Here is an 18,734-nt window from a genome sequence, read left to right as displayed (position 1 = left end):
AAATAGATACATGTCAAAACAACTTTTACCCGGTTTACCATATCTGGTAGCAGACATTAGTCTTGCCGACTTTGGAAGAAAAGAAATCGAAATAGCAGAACACGAAATGCCCGGACTAATGGCGCTTCGTAAAAAATATGGTGCAACAAAGCCCCTAAAAGGAGCACGCATTATGGGTTCACTCCATATGACCATCCAGACTGCTGTACTTATCGAAACCCTAAAGGAATTGGGAGCTGACATACGCTGGTGCAGCTGTAATATATTCTCTACTCAGGATCATGCCGCTGCCGCGATAGCTGCCGCAGGCATACCTGTATTCGCGTGGAAAGGCGAAACACTCGAAGAGTACTGGTGGTGTACAGAGCAAGCTCTTGCTTTTCCCGAAGGGAAAGGGCCAAATCTGATTGTAGATGATGGTGGTGATGCAACATTACTTATCCACTGGGGATATAAAGCTGAAGAAAATTCAGAAACCATAAACCGTAAAGGCTCCAACCACGAAGAACAGGTTATTTTAGATACCTTATCCCGCATATTGAAGGAAGACAACAACCGCTGGCATCGCACGGTTGCCGAATGGAAAGGAGTTTCGGAAGAAACTACAACAGGCGTTCACCGTCTGTATCAGATGATGGAACGGGGTGAACTGCTAATCCCTGCCATCAATGTGAACGATTCGGTAACCAAATCGAAATTCGATAACCTGTATGGTTGCCGCGAATCTCTCGCCGATGGGATCAAACGCGCTACCGATGTAATGATAGCAGGAAAAGTCGCTGTAGTAGCAGGATATGGTGATGTAGGCAAAGGCTGTGCACACTCTATGCGTTCATACGGAGCACGTGTGATCGTCACCGAAATAGATCCAATCTGCGCATTACAGGCAGCAATGGAAGGGTTCGAAGTGACAACTATGGAAGATGCCGTAAAAGAAGGCAATATCTTTGTTACTACAACAGGGAATAAGGATATTATTACTATCGAGCACATGGCACGCATGAAAGACCAGGCTATTGTCTGCAATATCGGTCACTTCGACAATGAAATACAAGTAGAAAAGCTGGTTAATTTCCCTAATATCAAACATATCAATATTAAGCCTCAAGTTGATAAATACGTCTTCCCTGACGGACATTCAATCTTCCTGCTGGCAGAAGGCCGTTTGGTAAATCTGGGATGTGCTACCGGACACCCGTCGTTTGTGATGAGTAATTCATTTACAAACCAGACTCTGGCTCAGATAGAACTTTGGCTGAACGATTATGAAGTGAACGTATACCGCTTACCAAAACATCTGGATGAAGAAGTTGCCCGCTTGCATCTTGAGCAAATTGGCGTAAAGCTCACTAAATTATCACAAGAGCAAGCCGATTATCTGGGAGTACCGGTGGAAGGTCCGTTCAAACCGGAACATTACAGATATTAATCGTGATTAAATAATCAACAAAAAAGTTGATTCCCGGCATAATAATCTTTTCAAACCTTATTTTCAAGAACAAGGATTTGAAAAGATTATTTTTTTTACTGGGATTTTCACTGTTAAGTATAAGATGAAAATCAGCTTATATTATTTTGCATAGTACATGACAAAAAAATATAAAAAACTTATAGCTTTATAATATAGATAAACTTTAAGAAAAATATTTCGCGACTCACAGAAAAAAGCAATGTGCCCCATAAAAAAATCTGCGGATCATCCCGACCCACAGATTTCCAATAGTGAAGTATTACGAATGCTTTTGGCATTCATTTCACGGATTATATAACTGACTTTACCTAAATTTTTCTATTTCCGTCATTTTTCCGGATAATAGTTTATCTTATTCGCGCTCCGGTAGATGATGCACATAATGAATACGGGATAACATACACAAGCGTCTGAAAAACCGACCGATATTTTTTGAACATCACGCAACCGACAACGCTTTCAGTACCTGAACTCCGTAAAATGGACGATACAGAACTCCCGCGAGCCTACATGCTTTCTCAATTCCAGAAAATCATCCACGCTGTATCCCTCGTTACGGGCAACCTTATCTACCGCCACTTCCCACCCGTCTATCAGGATATGATCCTTTCCTTCGATGGGAAAACGCCCAACCTGGATATGCAGGTAACAGGCATGTTTCAACGGATAAAACTTCCTCTCTTCCGGATCATCGCCCTTATAACAGATAAGCAGGTCGTACTTTCCCGTGCTAAACTTGCAGGCCGCGTCGCGCCAATAACCGATATTGAATTTTATGGCGTGTATCTTCGCATCCCTGCTCCGCGACAGCCGTGTAACAAGTTGAGTATCTTCCCCGTATCGGCTGTGCCAGACGGGATAATAGGCAGGAACAGTGAGCAGGAAGCATTTCCTCATCCCTAAAAATTTCTTTACTGTCTTAAGCATCTTATGTAAAAAAATAAAAGTTAGTTCATTCTAAAAGACCTATCAGTACACCTCTACAAAGAATAGATTTACTTCGAGCATAATCATTTGTATAAATTTATACGCTTATACGCGCAAAGGATTTCGTGTCCTGTGAATTAGCTCTCTCTAATAAAACGGGGCCAACCGACAAACTTTCAGAAGAAAAAAACGAAAAAAAACGGACGTAATACTCTCTCCTTCCGGCGTTATCTGTTACCGAAAAAAAAGAAATCAACTTCATATATTTAATAGCCATAATACTTCTCATATCCGGATAATCCGGTTTTTCTATTATTTCGCGGTGCAAGTATATGGGTCAATTTTGTAGAAATTCTGAATTTTTGGAAAATATGAAATATTTTTTGAAAAGAAACACAAAATATTTATTGCCCATTGTGTGTCCCCTTTGGCGTAGGCTCTGCCTGCGTTATAGTTAAAAGTAAAGTTTAGCTTTATAAATATAATAATGAGTACAGGATAGAGAATAGGAGAATAAGCAGGAGCTTTTGATAATCATTTTAATGTTTTCGTACATGGTAGCTTTTCCTTTGCCAGCGCGAACTTATAATCCGTCTCTTACTCAATAGAGCGCCGCTCGCGCGGACATCTTGTCCGTGTCTTGCTCATAGAGCAAACTTTTTGCTTCGCAACACACAGACGGGACGTCTACGCGAGCAGGAGCCTGATAAGCAAAAACCTGCGGATCATCACGACCCACAGGCTTACAATAAACTTAATACAATAAATAATGAATCGAATGTTATTATTTACAAGGGAAACTTTTTTCCTTTATAGCAAGGGTTGCCTCCTGTGTGTTGAAAAAAAACACCGCTCACGCGGACATCTTTTGCAACAAGCACAGGACGTCTGCGCGAGCACGAGTCTCACTGCATCCGCACATACCCTAGTATATAAGCTAGTCCGTCAAAAGCAACACTTGGTATTCCGGTGTCCCCTTGATCGCCATAAGGATCAGAGCCAATCGGAGTCCATGCCTCAGGTATCACTATCTCGAAAACGCACCAATTATACCAAACTTGGCTCTGTCTTTTGGCAAAAGCGGGTGACATCAGGGCCATCATGGCCACACGTTCACCGTCTGTCGTAAGATTAGAAGCAGATATAGAACCATCGTTCAGGCTTCCGTAATCAACCAGTGTTCTACTAACAGAGTTGTTTGCGCGTCCATTCACGCTGTACCAGACGCGAGCTGGCCATGTGGATTCTTTTGAAAGCCAGCCGTACACGCGATACTTGCCAGCGGGGAAGGATTGGTTCAAGACAGCCGCCCAACCGTCTATGCCCCTCACGGCGCGGCCGGGAATAAACTGACCAACAGAGCCCATCCCGTTTACGGCAGCCTTCGCTTTCTGCACTACTGTAAAAGTTCCTGCATTGCCGCAGCCGTCCTTTACCCTTACCACTACTATACGGTCGTCGGTTTCAGATGTATTCGCGGCAAAGGTAACGTTAAGCGTAGTGCCGCTAATAGTGGCCGAACCGCCCGTTACTGTTCCGTCAATACTGAATGTTTGATTCGTACAGCAAGAGGAGGAAGAGAGATTCGTAAAAGATGCCGATGTCGCTGATGAGGCAACAACTTTCACCCGCTCGGTGGCTGTTATCTCGCAGAGTGGGGGTGTCCCTTTCTGGATAGCTACGAAGTAGCCTTCATTGCCGCAAGGGTCGACAGCCTTTATCACGGCTACGCGATCGCTCTGCCCCGTATTGCTCCCGTCGAACGATACGCCGGTGATCGAGCCGGTAGATGACGACTGCGGAAGTCCCCTGAGGATACCGGAGGTGCCGGAGAATGTCCAGCTACCCGATTGGGTACAACAATTCACCGGACTGTAAGCGGCTGTTATATTACCGGTAATAGCTGTTTCGGCCGGATTGAGAATCACATATGGCAGGCCAGACGTACCAGTGACGGTTATATTGCAGGCGGAAGCAGCCGAAGAGGCGGCTTTTGCTTTTTGCACTACCGTAAAATACCCTGTGTTGCCGCATGCATCGGTGACTGTTACCACAGCCGTACGGTCGTCGGTTTCAGACGTATTTGCGGTAAAGGTAACGGTAAGCGTACCGTTGCTGACCGAAGCGGAAGCATAGTTGCCGGCAGGGAGAAGTGAAACGGGAAGATTCGTCTTATTGGCTATCGTGCAACAGGACGATACGCCTGTTGTGGCGGAGGTTGCAGTTGACGCAATTATCGCATACGGCCTGCTATTGGAAAATGTTACCGGGCATACCGCGCCTTTCTGTATGATGACGTAGTAGCCGTAATTATCGCAAGGGTCTTTGATTGTCAGGAGGATCGTACGCGGGTCGGCAGAGGTGTTCGCCGGAACGTTTACACGGTAGGTAGCCGTTCCGTTGCCTGAAACAGTTCCGCTACCGATCACGCCTGGGTCGCCGGATGTGAAACTCCAGTTGCCGGAGATAGTGCAACATGTACTTGACGCTGTTATCTCAATATTGTTTTCTCCGGCTGCCGCCACGTCCCTGTATGCATTGCCGCCGGAAAATGTCATATGGCACTTGTCTGTCGAACCCGAAGAGGCCTGTCCTTTCTGCACGGCGGTAAAGTAACCGATGTTGTCGCAGTCATCCACTATTTTTACCACAGCTACGCGCGGGTCTGAAGACGTATTTGGCGTTTTCCACTGTAGACGGAATGTCCCCGTATTATTACGGGCATTTTCATTAGGTGTGGTGGTGAAATCCAGAAAAGCGTTGCCACTGTTGTCGAAGTTTCCGCCTATTATACTTATTGATCTGAATGGGTTTTCGTCCGACGGGCATTTTTCACTTATAGCCGTCACTATATTTGCATTAGCCAGCGTAGCGCCACCGGCATCGGATATCCAATACGGTTTGTCGGCATAATTATTGCCTTCGGGCGACGGCGCAGTACCCTTGAATGTCAGGGCGCCTGTCGAATCCTTACCTCTCTGTATGACTGTAAAATAACCAGAGTTTCCGCAATCATCCGTTACTTTTACCACAGCCACGCGTGGGTCTATATTCGGATTTGGCGTTTTCCACTGGAGACGGAATGTCCCCGTATTTTTACGGGTATTTTCATTAGGAGTGGTCATGAAGTCGAGATGAACGTTGCCACTGTTGTCGAAGTTTCCACCGGTTATGCTCATTGAAAATGGCGTTGCCGGGTCTGCGGAGCAACAACTGCTTACGGCTGTTACAATATTTGCGTTATTTAATGAAACATACGCTTCCGGGTCGAATATTGCATACGGCTTGTCAGCGTATGAATCGTTTGCGGGTGACGTACCGTTAAATGTCATGGAACAAGCCGTCGAAGCGGTAGCGGTAACGGGTCCTTGCTGTACGGCTGCAAAATAAGCGGCATTACCGCAGTCGTCGGTTACTTTTACCACCGTCACGCGGGGAGCCGCGCTTGTATTGGCCGCGTTGTACGTTACGGTAAACTCGCCGCTGGTATTCGTGGTAACGGACAGAGTTCCGTCTCCCGATATTTTCGTATAAGTGTAGTTGGCGCCTGAACAGCACGAACCTTTTGTTGCGGTTATAGTGCTATGAGCCAGCGCCGTTGACGCAACAGTCTCCGTATAATTATCCAGGGTTAAAGGGCAATTGGCAGATGTAGAAGTTCCTTTCTGCACGGCAGTAAAATAAGCCGTATTGCCGCAGGGATCGGCTACCTTAACCAGTGTTACACGCGGCGCGGCACCCGGATTCGCAGTCCTGAACGTAACGGAAAACACTCCCGAAGTATTTTGCGGCGACACTTCCACATCAGTGCCCGAGGAGGTTAAACCTGTGCCGGAGAGAATCGTATATGTGTAGTTGCCACTTGTAGTACAACATTGCCCTTTGATGGCGTATGTTGCCGTAGTCGATTGATTCGTTGTAGCCTCGACGGTTTCTGTGTATTTATCCTGACCTCCCGAGGCCGCGCTTTTCAACTCCAGCGGACAGACGGTAGAAGTATTACCGTCACACAGGCTGACCCACTTATTCCCCACCCATACATAGACGCACTTGACAAAGCCGTTCGCTTCATTGACGTTATACACGGTCAACCCGGTATGTATGGCATCCTGGGCTGCCTTTTTATCCGAAGCATTGTAATCGCTGTTTGCTATACCCGATCCGGGAGCAGTCTCAAACATGGGGTAAAGGTTGTTCCGGTCGGTGAGCCTGACCCGTGAAAGGTTCAACCCCTTTTCAGATGTGACGCCTCCCGAAGGGTCATCCTTCTCTTTGAGGTCGAGCAAGGCGCCCTGAACCGGCTCGAGACCCGAGCCTATCGTGACTTGCGCGTAAGTAGTGCCGATACATGCAGTCAGCAGGATTAGGATAATTGTTAGTTTCAGTTTGTTTTGTTTTTGTTTCATACTTAGTGTAGTGTTTTAAGATTTATCGTTTGTGAATAAAAAAAGCTGTGCGGCATATTTATAGCCGCACAGCCAAAATTTGTGTGTAAAGTTGGAAACATCCTGCCGAAATAGTATCATCCTCCCGGATACCGGTGACAGCAGGATATTCGTATGTTACCGGAAAATATATTACGCGCGTGTGCGCAAAGGATTTGTGTTTCGGGGATTGGTGTAATGTCCGTATGCTCTCTCTCTCTCTCTCTCTCTCTCTCTCTCTCTCTCTCTCTCTCTCTAGTAAAATACAGCTAACCATCAAATTTTCAGAGAAAAAAATGAGGGAAAAAGTTGTATAATTATTATATATTTCTGGTGTTATCATATGCCGGAAAAAGAAAAAAGCCTATTTTGTATTATAATATACTATGCAAGTATAATGTGCAATTTTGTAGAGCCTGTTTAAATTTTATCCGTTCCAATTTTTAGAGTTATTTTTGAGATGTTTTCTCTGTTCGCAGAATGATAATAACGGGTTATTTGAATTGAGTGAACAGAGAAACCGGCCAAAAAGAGACTGAAAATGAACGAAAAGAAAGTCATAATAAAACATTCAGTTAAAATTTAAACAGACGCCTACAAAGAGAAATAAAAAAAATAAAGCAGTCAATAGTTAATTATCACTGTTTTTTGAGGAGAATATCATAGTACATGACAAAAGATTCCGTAATTAAATCGTCGCCTTGCGAAAACGGCCTTTATTTCAAAGGCGGGGCAACCAATCCGGTGAAGTCGGCGTAGAGCAAAGAAAAAGATAATTAATCCTAACCGACCGTGCCCTCTGTATATCTAATATAATTCATCACCGCCTTAATATCAAGATAAGAGCATTCTTTGGACAATCTCTCCTTTATCTCGGACAACGGAGTCTGAGGTGCCGTCTCTCTCAATATAGGAAGCATATATTCCATTCTGGTTTCATCAACCAGACGCCCAACAGCCAGCTCTCCTGTAAGTACGAAACCGGCCAGATGACCTTCGATTGTTGTCACAGCCAGATTACGTTCCTTGGAAATCTCTTTCACCGACTTCCCGTCGTTGAAGAGAGATAGAGTCAGGCGTTGCGAATCACCTTTCTGCGGCCGTTCCTTTTTCTCCGGTTTTGTTTCTGTAATTTCTTCTTCAGGCAATGTTATCTTATTAAAAGATAGCCCTTCAGTAAGATTGACGTCACCATAGCGGACAAACTCCAAGCGTTCGAGTAAACGAAGTAAAGTAACATGTATCTCTTTAGCTTTCTTCAGATATTGTTTTACTTTCGACGCATTTTTAAGACTGTTCAGATGCTCTTCCACAGGCAGTATTATATATTGCTGCACATCTTTATGGAAATACAGGATTCCTTTCTGTACACGTTCCCGGAGATGGTTAATATCTGGATTCGGTGCCGACAGTATCCGGTTCAGTTCCTTCGTAAAATTCAGGGCTATCTCCTGCTGCTCCACAGCTCTGCTGCACAATCTGGCAATCATCGCCTGCGTTTCTTCCTGCCTGGGAATTTTCTTTTCTGTCGCAAGGTCATACAAAGAATGCAAGCTACGGATAAATGGTGTCCAGTCGAAATATTTCTTTATCTGTCCGGCACAATAACGAGGTTTTTCCCGGATTAATATCTGACGGAGATATTCCGGACTTTGCTCTTTATCCGCGAACTCCAAAGCAAACTGGTCGGTGCTTATGCTTTGCGCCGTGATACGCGAAAACAATACAATCCCCTCCAAGGAAGTACAACGGCTAAGCGCCACATATACCTGACCCGCGGCAAAAGCCTGTCCCGCATCTATCACCACCCGGTCGAATGTAAGCCCCTGACTTTTGTGGATAGTGATTGCCCATGCAAGGCGTATCGGGTATTGAGTGAATGATCCCAGTTCCTCCTCTTCTATTTCTCCGGATTCCTCGTTCAGTTTGTAACGGACATTACGCCATGTTTCACTTTCCAATTCCATTTCCTCCCCGTTTTCGAAGCGTACCTGTATCTTATCTTCCGTCAAGAGGCAAATGGTAGCCAGTTTTCCGTTATAATACCTGCGTTTTTCTCCTGCGTCATTCTTCACGAACATGACCTGCGCTCCTTCTTTAAGCGTTAGACTGGCTTCGGTTGGAAGGGAATTTTCGGAGAAATCCCCTTTCACGTCCCCGTTGAATTTATATTCTTTACCTGCTAATCTCGATAACTCTTCACTATTGATACGGTCGGCCTTATAGTTGTGTGTGCAAAGAACAATATAGCGGTTTTCTTCGGGCAGTCTGAATGTGGGATTATAACGCTGGTTGAGCACCTGCAAATCCTGAGATGTGGCGCAATTGTTACGGATACGGTTGAGTATATCGATAAATTGCTGATCCTGCTGCCTGTATATCGTTTTCAGCTCTATATAAAGAGGTGTATAATCGGCCAGTACCTGCGCATGGAAAAAGAACGGGGATGGATAATGATGCTTCAGCAGTTCCCATTCCGAAGTTTGCACGACAGGTGGCAACTGGAACATATCCCCGATAAACAGGATCTGCACCCCGCCAAAGGCCTGCTGGTTGTTTCTGTAGCGGCGCAGCATATAATCGATGGCGTCGAGCATATCGGCACGCAACATACTCACCTCATCTATAATCAGCAGATCGAGTTCACGCAACATTTCTATTTTAGACTTGCGCAGCTTGAAATGATAGTCCAGTTTCTTCTTTCCTTCAAAGTTGGGAATAAACGGTTCGAACGGCAATTGAAGCAGGGAATGTAATGTCACTCCCCCTGCATTGATGGCGGCAACACCCGTAGGGGCGGCCACAACGACATTCTTATCTACATTTTGTCGTATATAATGAAGAAATGTAGTTTTACCTGTTCCGGCTTTTCCCGTAAGGAATACACTTTGTGAAGTATTGCTTACTATATCGGCAGCCAGCCTGAAAACTTCGTTTGCGGAAAGTTGATTCATTTATTTTAGTAATTAAGGTCACAGACCTATTTACTGCTTTCGTATCTGAAACAGCAATAGTTAGTTATGACTAAATAATGTAGCATTAAACATTTTCTTTTACTTATATTACAAATATAATGCTTATTTTGTACATTTAGGGTCGAAGAGTCATTTGTTATCTTCCGGCATTTATGCCCTGTCGCGATGAGATTGAAAATAAAGAGTTAGCATCAAATGAAACGTATTATGAAACAGATATTAACCTCCATTATATTGATATATATATTGAGTTCGTGTACCACAACCAATTTTATTTCAATAGATATACGGCAACCCGCATTTATATCTTTCCCTCCGGAAGTTACGAATGTAGTTATTGTAGACAACAGCCCTACATTAGACAATGACGACGAAACCGAAAACCCAAATAACGGCCCGTCTATCTTATCGATGGACAGCGCACGCACAATATTCCTGAACTCACTGACTAAGTTTATGAGTGAGGAAAAATACTTCAACAAAGTAGAACTATATCCTTATAAAACATATGATGGATCGAACAATGATATAACTCTACTGCCGGTAAGGAAAGTTCAAGCCATTTGCCACGAGAAAGATGCGGATGCATTATTATCTCTCAATCTGTTCGCCATTTCCGCTCAACTGGAAACAGAAAACACGGCATATTTTAGTAATTACAGTATTCTTGGCTCTAAACTAGGCGTTATTATGAGAGTGTACGCCAAAGATGGTTCCCAATACGCCGGCCCAATCGGACTTATAGATAGCCTTTTCAGACAGGAAATGACAGACTGGAGCCGGATAAAGAACAACGTAGACGAAATAAACAGCCTTGTTACCGAAATGTCGGTAGTAGGCGCCGATAAAATGACCGGCAACTTTATACCTTCATGGAAGACAAGTCAGCGATGGTATTATTCGGACAACTCTTCGGAGATGAAGCAAGCCGCGAAATATGTAGAACAGGGAAAGTGGCCGGAAGCCGCGGATATCTGGGGTAAACTGTACGACAATAATAAACCCACAAAGAAAATACGTCTGGCATCCAATATCGCTTTAGCAAATGAATCCCTCGATGACATAGAAAATGCCGTAAAATGGATAAACACAGCTTTTGAGATGTTACCCGAAAAGAGCCGGTCGGAACTGGCCATTCAGGTAGCCCTATATAAGACAGAACTGGAAACAAGGCTAAAAAATATACCCAAGCTGAAAGAACAGCTTGGGATAGAGGAAGAACCCCTTGATCTTGAAAGAGATTCTGATTCTGTTTCCGAATAAAATATTACATTCTGTCCGGAACTTCTATACCTAACAGCGACATACCGCTTTTTACTATTTTACCCACTTCGTGCGAAAGAACGAGGCGGAAATCCTTCAACGCCGTATTTTCTTCTTTCAGTATTGTATAGTCGTGGTAGAATTGGTTATATTCCTTTACCAGATCGTATATGTAATTCGCGATTAACGCAGGGTTGTACTCATCTCCGGCCTGCTTCACTACGGAAGCATAATCGGAAAGCAACTGTATAAGGTTTTCTTCTTTGGCTGTCAATTCCGTATCAACAGGCAACGATGCAGGAATAGACAATCCCTGTTCACCGGCTTTACGGATTACCGATTGGATACGTGCGTAGGTATATTGTATAAACGGCCCTGTATTTCCGTTAAAGTCGATAGATTCTTTCGGATTAAAGGTCATGTTCTTCTTCGGATCTACTTTAAGGATAAAATATTTCAGAGCGCCCATCCCTACGATACGGGCAATATTGTTTGCTTCATCTTCTGTAGCCCCGTCCAGTTTACCCAACTCTTCGGACGTTATTTTGGCAGTGGATACCATTTCTTCGACAAGGTCATCGGCATCTACAACCGTGCCTTCACGCGATTTCATCTTACCTTCGGGAAGTTCCACCATACCATACGAGAAATGTACAAGTCCCTTACCAAATTCGTAACCCAGCTTGTCCAAAACGATGGATAGCACCTGAAAATGATAATTCTGCTCGTTACCCACTACATAAATCATCTCGTTCAGTTCGGGATGCTTCTTAAACCGTTGCTGCGCAGTACCTATATCCTGAGTCATATAAACCGAAGTACCATCGCTACGCAGAAGCAATTTATGATCCAGCCCTTCGGCTGTAAGATCAGCCCATACCGAACCATCTTCTTTCTGATAGAAGACACCTCTTTTTAAACCGTCGAGAACTGTCTCTTTTCCATCCAGATAAGTTTCCGATTCGTAATATATCTCATTAAAGTCTACTCCCAGCTTCTTATATGTTTCATCAAAACCTGCATAAACCCATGAATTCATCATTTTCCATAAGTAAACCGTATCGGCGTCTCCGGCTTCCCACTTGCGAAGCATTTCGCGGGCTGCACCCATCAATTCGGACTGAGCCTCGGCCTCTTCTTTCGACAATCCTTTTTCTTGCAACTCCGCCAACTCGGCTTTATAATGCCTGTCGAACAATACATAATAGTCACCTACCAGATGGTCTCCTTTTTTACCGCTCGATTCGGGGGTTTCTCCATTACCCCACTTCTGCCATGCCAACATGGATTTGCAGATATGGATACCACGGTCGTTTACGATATTGGTCTTCAATACCCTTTTGCCATTTGCTTTTAACACTTCGGACAAAGCGAATCCAAGCAGATTGTTACGCACATGTCCCAAATGTAAGGGTTTATTTGTATTTGGAGAAGAATATTCTACCATAACCAACGGGGCATCTGCTTTAACCTCATGAATCCCGTAATTCTCAACAGAACGTACAGAATTAAGTTCCTGCAACCAACATGCTCCGGCTATAGTCAGGTTAAGGAAGCCCTTTATTACATTAAAGCTTTCTACTTCAGAGGTGTTTGCAACAAGCCACTCCCCTATTTCCTGCGCAGTTTGCTCGGGTCCTTTCTTTGACATTTTCAAAAAAGGGAAAACTACAAGGGTAAGGTGACCTTCAAACTCTTTTTTCGTTTTTTGTAATGAGGCCTGCCCGGGCGATACCGTTTGTCCGTAAAGGATTTCAATTCCCTTTATTACGTTTTCCTGCAACTTGGCTTCAATCTTCATATATCAGTTATTTATTACTTTCATTATTAAGTTTGCAAAATTATAAAAAACTATCTATAAAGCTTATAAAAGCGGAGAAGTTTTATCTATGGAATAAGAAGTAGCTTTCGGGTACCAGCTTAGAGTTCTTTGAAGTATTGATTGGCCCCTCCAACCTCCCCAAGGGGAGGCTACAAAGAGGGTAAAAAGTAATAGGTAGAAAAAGTGTTACTTTTGTTACCTTTTTTAAGAGTTACGGGTTACTGCGCTCTGCGGGCAGTTACGGGTTGGCTTGCGTCTTATTTTGTTTCACGCAGAGACGCAAAGGCGCAAAGTTTTTACATCTTACGATACGAGTTGTTAACTGATGACTGTTAACTGTTCACTGAAAAAAGTGTTACCTTTGTTACCTTTTTCAGATTACAAAAAGGTCCGGTAATGGATATAAAGAAAAAGCAGAGAAGGATTTCTTCTCTGCTCTTTATCTTTTAGAAATGTAATAGTTAAATTACAATGCAGCTAAATCAGCTCCAGCTTTAAATTTAACAGTTTTCTTAGCAGGAATGTTGATAACTGCTTTAGTTCTAGGATTAATACCTTTTCTAGCAGCTTTTTGAGTTACAGAGAATGTTCCGAAACCAACTAGGGCTACTTTTCCACCTGCTTTAACTTCACCTGTTACTGATTCGATAAAAGCTTCTAAAGCTTTTTTAGAATCTACTTTGCTCAAGCCTGATTTTTCAGCAATAGCATTGATAAGTTCTGTCTTGTTCATAATAAATTTTGTAATGATTAATTAAACATTATATAACTGAAATTACGTTTTACTCTATTTCCGTTTCTAGTTTTCAAATATAAGTGTTTTATTTAATAATCATAAAAAAAAAACGGAAAAACTCATGCTAAATCGCAAAATATCTAAATGTAGACATCATTTTAGAATGAAAAAGAAAAAATATAAGTACTTTTGGGCTTTGAAAAAACAATTTTTAAGAAAAGATAATGAATCAGAATAGTGCGGGCTTTATGAGTTCCATTCCGGTTGTTACCCGGAATCTACTTATCATAAATGTATTAGCGTATTTTGCGACTGTGATGCTGAAAGATGTAGTGAACCTGAACAATTACCTGTCTCTTCATTACGTCACCTCATCCCTTTTTATGCCTCACCAGATTATAACATACATGTTTATGCATGGTGGCATTAGCCATTTATTCTTCAATATGTTTGCAGTTTTTATGTTTGGGCGCGTATTGGAAACAGTGTGGGGGCCTAAGAAATTCTTTGTATATTACATAATTACAGGAATAGGAGCGGCTGCGCTGCAGATGATTGTTACATATTTTCGCTTGCAATCGCTGGAAGCTACTCTACCGGCAGAGGTCATTTCTACTGTATATAATGAAGGCGCTGCAATAATAGCACAGGGTTTAAATTATACGAATCCTTTATATGGTGATTTAAATGGGCTGCTAAATGGTGCAATGCTGGGCGCATCAGGCGCTGTTTTTGGAATACTGGTTGCATTCGGCATGCTATTCCCTAATGCGGAACTTATGCTCTTGTTTCCACCGATACCAATCAAAGCAAAGTGGTTTGTTATCGGATATGGTGTTATTGAGCTTTCATTAGGCGTAGTGGATAGAGTTGGTGATAATGTGGCGCACTTTGCCCATCTCGGAGGGCTTATAACAGGTCTCATTATATTACTTTACTGGCGTAAAAAAGGATTTACTACAAATGGGAATATTTTCGGATAATATAAAACCGATACTTAAGCGAAAAGATGTATTGATACGATTGATTGTCATCAATATATGTGTTTTCCTGATATTGATAGCGGTCAACGTCACCAAGCTCTTCAATATAGATATCACTGATTACATTATCAGCTATATAGCCATACCGGCCCAACTGGAGTTATTGAAAACGCATTTATGGACACCGTTAACATATATGTTTGTTCATGAGGGCTTTTTCCATATACTATTCAATATGTTGATGCTGTATTGGTTCGGGCAGATATTTCTTTCGTATTTCAATGCCAAAAGTCTCGGTAGCTTGTATATACTCGGAGGATTGGCCGGCGCAGCCCTTTTCGTACTGACATTCAACACGATTCCAATGTTTGTACTTATGAGCGACGCCCCGATGATCGGAGCATCAGCTTCGGTAATGGCAATTATATTTGCGGTTGCATTTTATCGGCCTAATACTGAAATCGGACTCCTTTTTTTGGGACGGATAAAAATTATCTATATAGCTTTGGTAATCTTCGTTCTCGATTTCATCGGCCTTACCAGTACCAGTAATCCCGGAGGCCATATAGCCCACATCGGCGGCGCATTAATGGGATATATATATGCAAAGCAATATCTGAGAGGGAAAGATATAACCCGTTGGATAAACAAAATAATGGATTCTATCGTTAATTTAACGAAACCTAAGTCCAAGAAAAATCCCAAGATGAAGGTTAAATACAAAAATCAGGCTGACCACGAATATAATCAGCGAAAATATAACGAATCCGAAGAGATAGACCGCATTCTGGATAAGCTCAAGGCCTCTGGCTACAATAGTCTTAGTTCAGCAGAAAAAAAACGATTATTCGATGCCAGCAACAAGTAGCCTTTTAGGGAAGAAGATCGGCAAAGTGATTAAATATACTGTCTTTGCGACTAACATCGTAGCAATCATATTATTGCTGCTGTCGTTACTAGCATGGTCAGTAGTACCGTCCAAAGTAACCTTCATTGCTTACTTAGGGTTAATATTCCCTATTCTGTTGTTTATCAACATCGCTTACCTCATTCTCTGGACTGTTTTCTTTCGGTGGAAGTACGCTTTAATACAGTTGGTTGTAATCCTTGCCTGCTGGCAGCCTATATCTACCTGCTTTCCCGTACATATGGAAACCAAGGAAAAAGATATACCCGCAAACAAGATAAAGGTCCTCACTTATAATGTCAGGGGCTTCAATTGGCTGACAGGAGAAAAGGCTCAGAATAACCCCATATTCGACTATGTAACTCAGAGTAATGCCGACATTGTTTGCTTCCAGGAGTTTGCAGTAGCAACTAAGAAGAGTAAGGGCAGCATCATTTCAGTGCAGGAGTTAAATGAGATAATGAAAGACTATCCATACCATTCTATTATTGAATTAGGGAAATCAAGAAAGACAAAAAGGTCTTATATTTACGGCATTGCCTGCTATTCAAAGTTCCCCATCACAGAATCCATAAAGATACCTATCCAAAGCACATACAACGGTTCTGTTATACACAAACTGGAAATAGACCACCGTACTGTAACTCTCGTTGTAAACCACTTGGAATCGAACAGGCTAACCACAGAAGACAAAAAGCTATATAAAGACTTTCTGAAAACAAGGGACAGGGAATCGTTCGACGAAATGGCCAGTACTCTTCAGGACAGATTGGGCGCAGCATATCAGATACGGGAATCGCAGGTAAACCTTATCAGAAGTTTTATGGATAAGCAGGATGCTAAAGCAACTATTGTATGCGGCGACTTCAATGATACGCCCATATCATACGCCTATCGCACGATGAAGGGCGATTTGGTCGATTCATATGCTAATTCGGGCTTTGGACAGGGGATTACTTATCACGAAAACTATTTCTGGGTGAGAATAGACTTTATACTACACTCCCGCGCCTTCGAATCCTATAATTGCACAGTAGATAAGGTTAAGTATTCCGATCACTACCCTGTGTGGACATATCTTGCCTTCAAGTAATACTTCGCTCTTGGATTACCGTATCTCCAACAGAACCACATTCTCTACATGGTGAGTATGGGGAAACATATCTACCGGCTGAACTTTCGTAACTTTATATTTTTCGTCCAATAAAGACAGATCCCGGGCCTGGGTAGCAGGATTACAGCTTACATACACAATCCGCTGAGGTTCGGCAAACAGTATGGACTTGATAACATCGTCATGCATACCTGCGCGTGGAGGGTCTGTAATAATTACATCCGGACGGCCATGTTCATTAATGAAGTCCTGAGTAAGTATATCCTTCATATCCCCGGCATAGAACAGTGTATTATCTATCTTATTATTCTGTGAATTGAACTTAGCATCCTCAATAGCATCTTCCACATACTCTATCCCAACAACCTTTTTAGACTGGCGTGCCACAAAGTTAGCAATTGTGCCTGTTCCCGTGTATAAGTCATACACAAGCTCATCCCCATTCAACTGCGCAAAATCCCGTGCAATTTTATATAGATTATAAGCCTGCTCACTATTTGTCTGATAGAATGATTTCGGGCCAATCTTGAATTTAAGGCCTTCCATCTCTTCATAGATAAAGTCATTGCCTTTCCATGTCAGTACTTCCTGATCGGTGATCGTATCATTCGCCTTTTGGTTGATAATATACAGCAGGGCTGTAATCTGAGGAAACTTGTCGGCAATGGCTTTCAGCAAATCTTCCTGCTGTTGTTTCCCGTCATCATAGAATACAACAATAACCATCAATTCGCCGGTAGTAGATGTGCGGATGATTAGGTTACGCATCAATCCCCGCCTGTTCCGCAGGTCAAAAAAAGCATACTCTTTTTCATGGCAGTACTGACGGATAAAGTTGCGTATCTGGTTTGAAACATCATCTTGCAACCAGCACTTATTGATATCCAGTACCTTGTCGAACATCCCCGGAATATGAAAACCCAATGCATCCATATTCATATCAGCAAAGTCCCCTGCCGAACGTAATTGCTCCAAAGTCAGCCATTTTTTATTAGAGAAAGTGTATTCCAGTTTATTCCGGTAAAACTCTGTCTTTTCCGAACCCAAAATAGACTGAATTTCAGGTAATTCTATTTTCCCTATACGGGTAAGATTATCAGTTACCTGTTTTTGTTTGAATTTCAACTGTTCCGGATATGGTAGTATCTGCCATTTACATCCGCCACAGATACCGAAATGTTCACAGAATGCGTCTACCCGGTCAGGAGAGTATGTTACAAACCGGACCGGTTTACCCTCCGCATACTTATTTTTCTTACGGGTGATCTGTAAATCGACTATATCACCCGGTACTACATACGGGATAAACACTACCAAATCATCGACTTTAGCTATGGCCTTGCCTTCAGCAGCTATATCTACAATCTGTACATTCTCTATCAGAGGAAGTTCTTTTTTCTTTCGGCTCATTGATGTTTCTTTAGTTTCGGAAATGGATGCAAAGATAGGGAAATAGTTAGGAATTATGAATAATAAGTGTAAGTTATGGATATAAAAGCTAATACATCTTTCAGCGTTTAGCTGATACTATATCAGTCGGTGGTTTTGGCTATTGTATAAGTGGCCGTTATCAGTCATCAGTTAACAACTGATAAGATATAAAAACTTGCGCCTTTGCATTTCTGCGTGAAACAAAATAAGACGCCAGCAAACCCGTAACTGCCCGCAGAGCGCAGTTACCCGTAACTCTTAAAAAAAGTAACAAAGGTAACACTTGTTTCAGTCAACAGCAAACAGTCTGCCAACTCGTAACTACAAAAAAGGTAACAAAGGTAACAGTCTTTATCATTTTCTACTTTTGGCACATCACTTTTCGTTTTTCACTTTTCACTTACTACATTTTATCAAAGAACGATAAGTCATTAACTAAATGCTAACAACTCCTATCTATAGATAAAGCAATATAGATTATATTACTTTTCCGGCTTATTATTTTTCATCTGATTATTCAGGTTCTGCAAGAGCTTTTAAATTGAATAAGCAATTTACTGGAGGAAGGCAATTACAACCACAAAGCAGGCAAGAAGTGGCTTTCATTGAAAAATAAAAAGCGACCTTTTGGTCGCTCATTTATTACTGGAGTCTTAATTTTGCGGAAGCGGGGGCTTGTGA

Annotated in this window: 11 protein-coding genes; 5 read left to right on the top strand and 6 right to left on the bottom strand. The window is 42.5% G+C overall.

All coding sequences use genetic code 11. The annotated features are described in order from the left end of the window. Positions 1-10 precede the first annotated feature (10 nt). Positions 11-1,429, top strand: coding sequence for an adenosylhomocysteinase (ahcY, locus tag B3317_RS14775; protein WP_291112976.1), 1,419 nt, complete (start codon positions 11-13; stop codon positions 1,427-1,429). A 501-nt stretch (positions 1,430-1,930) separates the two neighbouring features. Here ahcY and B3317_RS14770 read toward each other — a convergent pair. The 3 genes from B3317_RS14770 to B3317_RS14760 form a co-directional block, all read right to left on the bottom strand. After that, positions 1,931-2,368, bottom strand: coding sequence for a hypothetical protein (locus tag B3317_RS14770; RefSeq protein ID WP_291112974.1), 438 nt, complete (start codon positions 2,366-2,368; stop codon positions 1,931-1,933). 935 nt (positions 2,369-3,303) lie between these two features. Beyond that, complete coding sequence (locus tag B3317_RS14765) at positions 3,304-6,804, bottom strand: BACON domain-containing protein (protein ID WP_291112971.1); 3,501 nt, start codon at positions 6,802-6,804, stop codon at positions 3,304-3,306. A gap of 800 nt (positions 6,805-7,604) precedes the next feature. Then, entirely contained in the window at positions 7,605-9,776 is a 2,172-nt protein-coding gene (locus B3317_RS14760) for a helix-turn-helix domain-containing protein (protein WP_291112969.1), read from the bottom strand. A gap of 228 nt (positions 9,777-10,004) precedes the next feature. Here B3317_RS14760 and B3317_RS14755 point away from each other — a divergent pair, with 228 nt between their 5' ends. Next, entirely contained in the window at positions 10,005-11,060 is a 1,056-nt protein-coding gene (locus B3317_RS14755) for a DUF6340 family protein (protein WP_291112968.1), read from the top strand. A 4-nt stretch (positions 11,061-11,064) separates the two neighbouring features. On the opposite strand, the gene argS is transcribed toward B3317_RS14755, so the two are convergent. Next, positions 11,065-12,861: an arginine--tRNA ligase gene (argS, locus tag B3317_RS14750; RefSeq protein ID WP_291112967.1), complete on the bottom strand. Its 1,797-nt coding sequence runs from the start codon at positions 12,859-12,861 to the stop codon at positions 11,065-11,067. 487 nt (positions 12,862-13,348) lie between these two features. Next, positions 13,349-13,615 (bottom strand): HU family DNA-binding protein, encoded by a 267-nt coding sequence (locus B3317_RS14745; RefSeq protein ID WP_006801109.1) that lies wholly within the window; start codon positions 13,613-13,615, stop codon positions 13,349-13,351. Positions 13,616-13,842: 227 nt separating this feature from the next. Here B3317_RS14745 and B3317_RS14740 point away from each other — a divergent pair, with 227 nt between their 5' ends. From B3317_RS14740 to B3317_RS14730, 3 genes are read left to right on the top strand one after another with little or no spacing between them, the layout of a single operon-like run. Further along, on the top strand, positions 13,843-14,601 hold the full coding sequence (locus B3317_RS14740; protein WP_291112965.1) for a rhomboid family intramembrane serine protease: 759 nt from the start codon (positions 13,843-13,845) through the stop codon (positions 14,599-14,601). Beyond that, complete coding sequence (locus B3317_RS14735) at positions 14,582-15,469, top strand: rhomboid family intramembrane serine protease (RefSeq protein WP_291112963.1); 888 nt, start codon at positions 14,582-14,584, stop codon at positions 15,467-15,469. The genes B3317_RS14740 and B3317_RS14735 overlap by 20 nt, the downstream gene beginning before the upstream one ends. Next, entirely contained in the window at positions 15,453-16,601 is a 1,149-nt protein-coding gene (locus tag B3317_RS14730) for an endonuclease/exonuclease/phosphatase family protein (protein WP_291112961.1), read from the top strand. Before B3317_RS14735 ends, B3317_RS14730 begins: the two co-directional genes overlap by 17 nt. 15 nt (positions 16,602-16,616) lie before the next feature. Here the strand turns inward: B3317_RS14730 and rlmD are convergent, their stop codons facing one another. Beyond that, positions 16,617-18,032, bottom strand: coding sequence for a 23S rRNA (uracil(1939)-C(5))-methyltransferase RlmD (rlmD, locus tag B3317_RS14725; protein WP_291112959.1), 1,416 nt, complete (start codon positions 18,030-18,032; stop codon positions 16,617-16,619). Positions 18,033-18,734 lie beyond the last annotated feature (702 nt).

This window comes from Dysgonomonas sp. UBA7710 (genome assembly GCF_002482385.1).
Classification (GTDB): Bacteria; Bacteroidota; Bacteroidia; order Bacteroidales; family Dysgonomonadaceae; genus Dysgonomonas.
The sequence above is the reverse complement of the archived record's forward strand: the minus strand, read 5'-3'. Positions and strand labels throughout refer to the sequence as shown.

What these genes read in the sequence shown, in the direction of transcription:
- rlmD (WP_291112959.1), bottom strand. Translation starts at nt 18,032, where the DNA reads ATGAGCCGAAAGAAAAAAGAACTTCCTCTGATAGAGAATGTACAGATT.
- B3317_RS14765 (WP_291112971.1), bottom strand. Translation starts at nt 6,804, where the DNA reads ATGAAACAAAAACAAAACAAACTGAAACTAACAATTATCCTAATCCTG.
- B3317_RS14760 (WP_291112969.1), bottom strand. Translation starts at nt 9,776, where the DNA reads ATGAATCAACTTTCCGCAAACGAAGTTTTCAGGCTGGCTGCCGATATA.
- B3317_RS14745 (WP_006801109.1), bottom strand. Translation starts at nt 13,615, where the DNA reads ATGAACAAGACAGAACTTATCAATGCTATTGCTGAAAAATCAGGCTTG.
- argS (WP_291112967.1), bottom strand. Translation starts at nt 12,861, where the DNA reads ATGAAGATTGAAGCCAAGTTGCAGGAAAACGTAATAAAGGGAATTGAA.
- B3317_RS14735 (WP_291112963.1), top strand. Translation starts at nt 14,582, where the DNA reads ATGGGAATATTTTCGGATAATATAAAACCGATACTTAAGCGAAAAGAT.
- B3317_RS14755 (WP_291112968.1), top strand. Translation starts at nt 10,005, where the DNA reads ATGAAACAGATATTAACCTCCATTATATTGATATATATATTGAGTTCG.
- B3317_RS14740 (WP_291112965.1), top strand. Translation starts at nt 13,843, where the DNA reads ATGAATCAGAATAGTGCGGGCTTTATGAGTTCCATTCCGGTTGTTACC.
- B3317_RS14770 (WP_291112974.1), bottom strand. Translation starts at nt 2,368, where the DNA reads ATGAGGAAATGCTTCCTGCTCACTGTTCCTGCCTATTATCCCGTCTGG.
- ahcY (WP_291112976.1), top strand. Translation starts at nt 11, where the DNA reads ATGTCAAAACAACTTTTACCCGGTTTACCATATCTGGTAGCAGACATT.
- B3317_RS14730 (WP_291112961.1), top strand. Translation starts at nt 15,453, where the DNA reads ATGCCAGCAACAAGTAGCCTTTTAGGGAAGAAGATCGGCAAAGTGATT.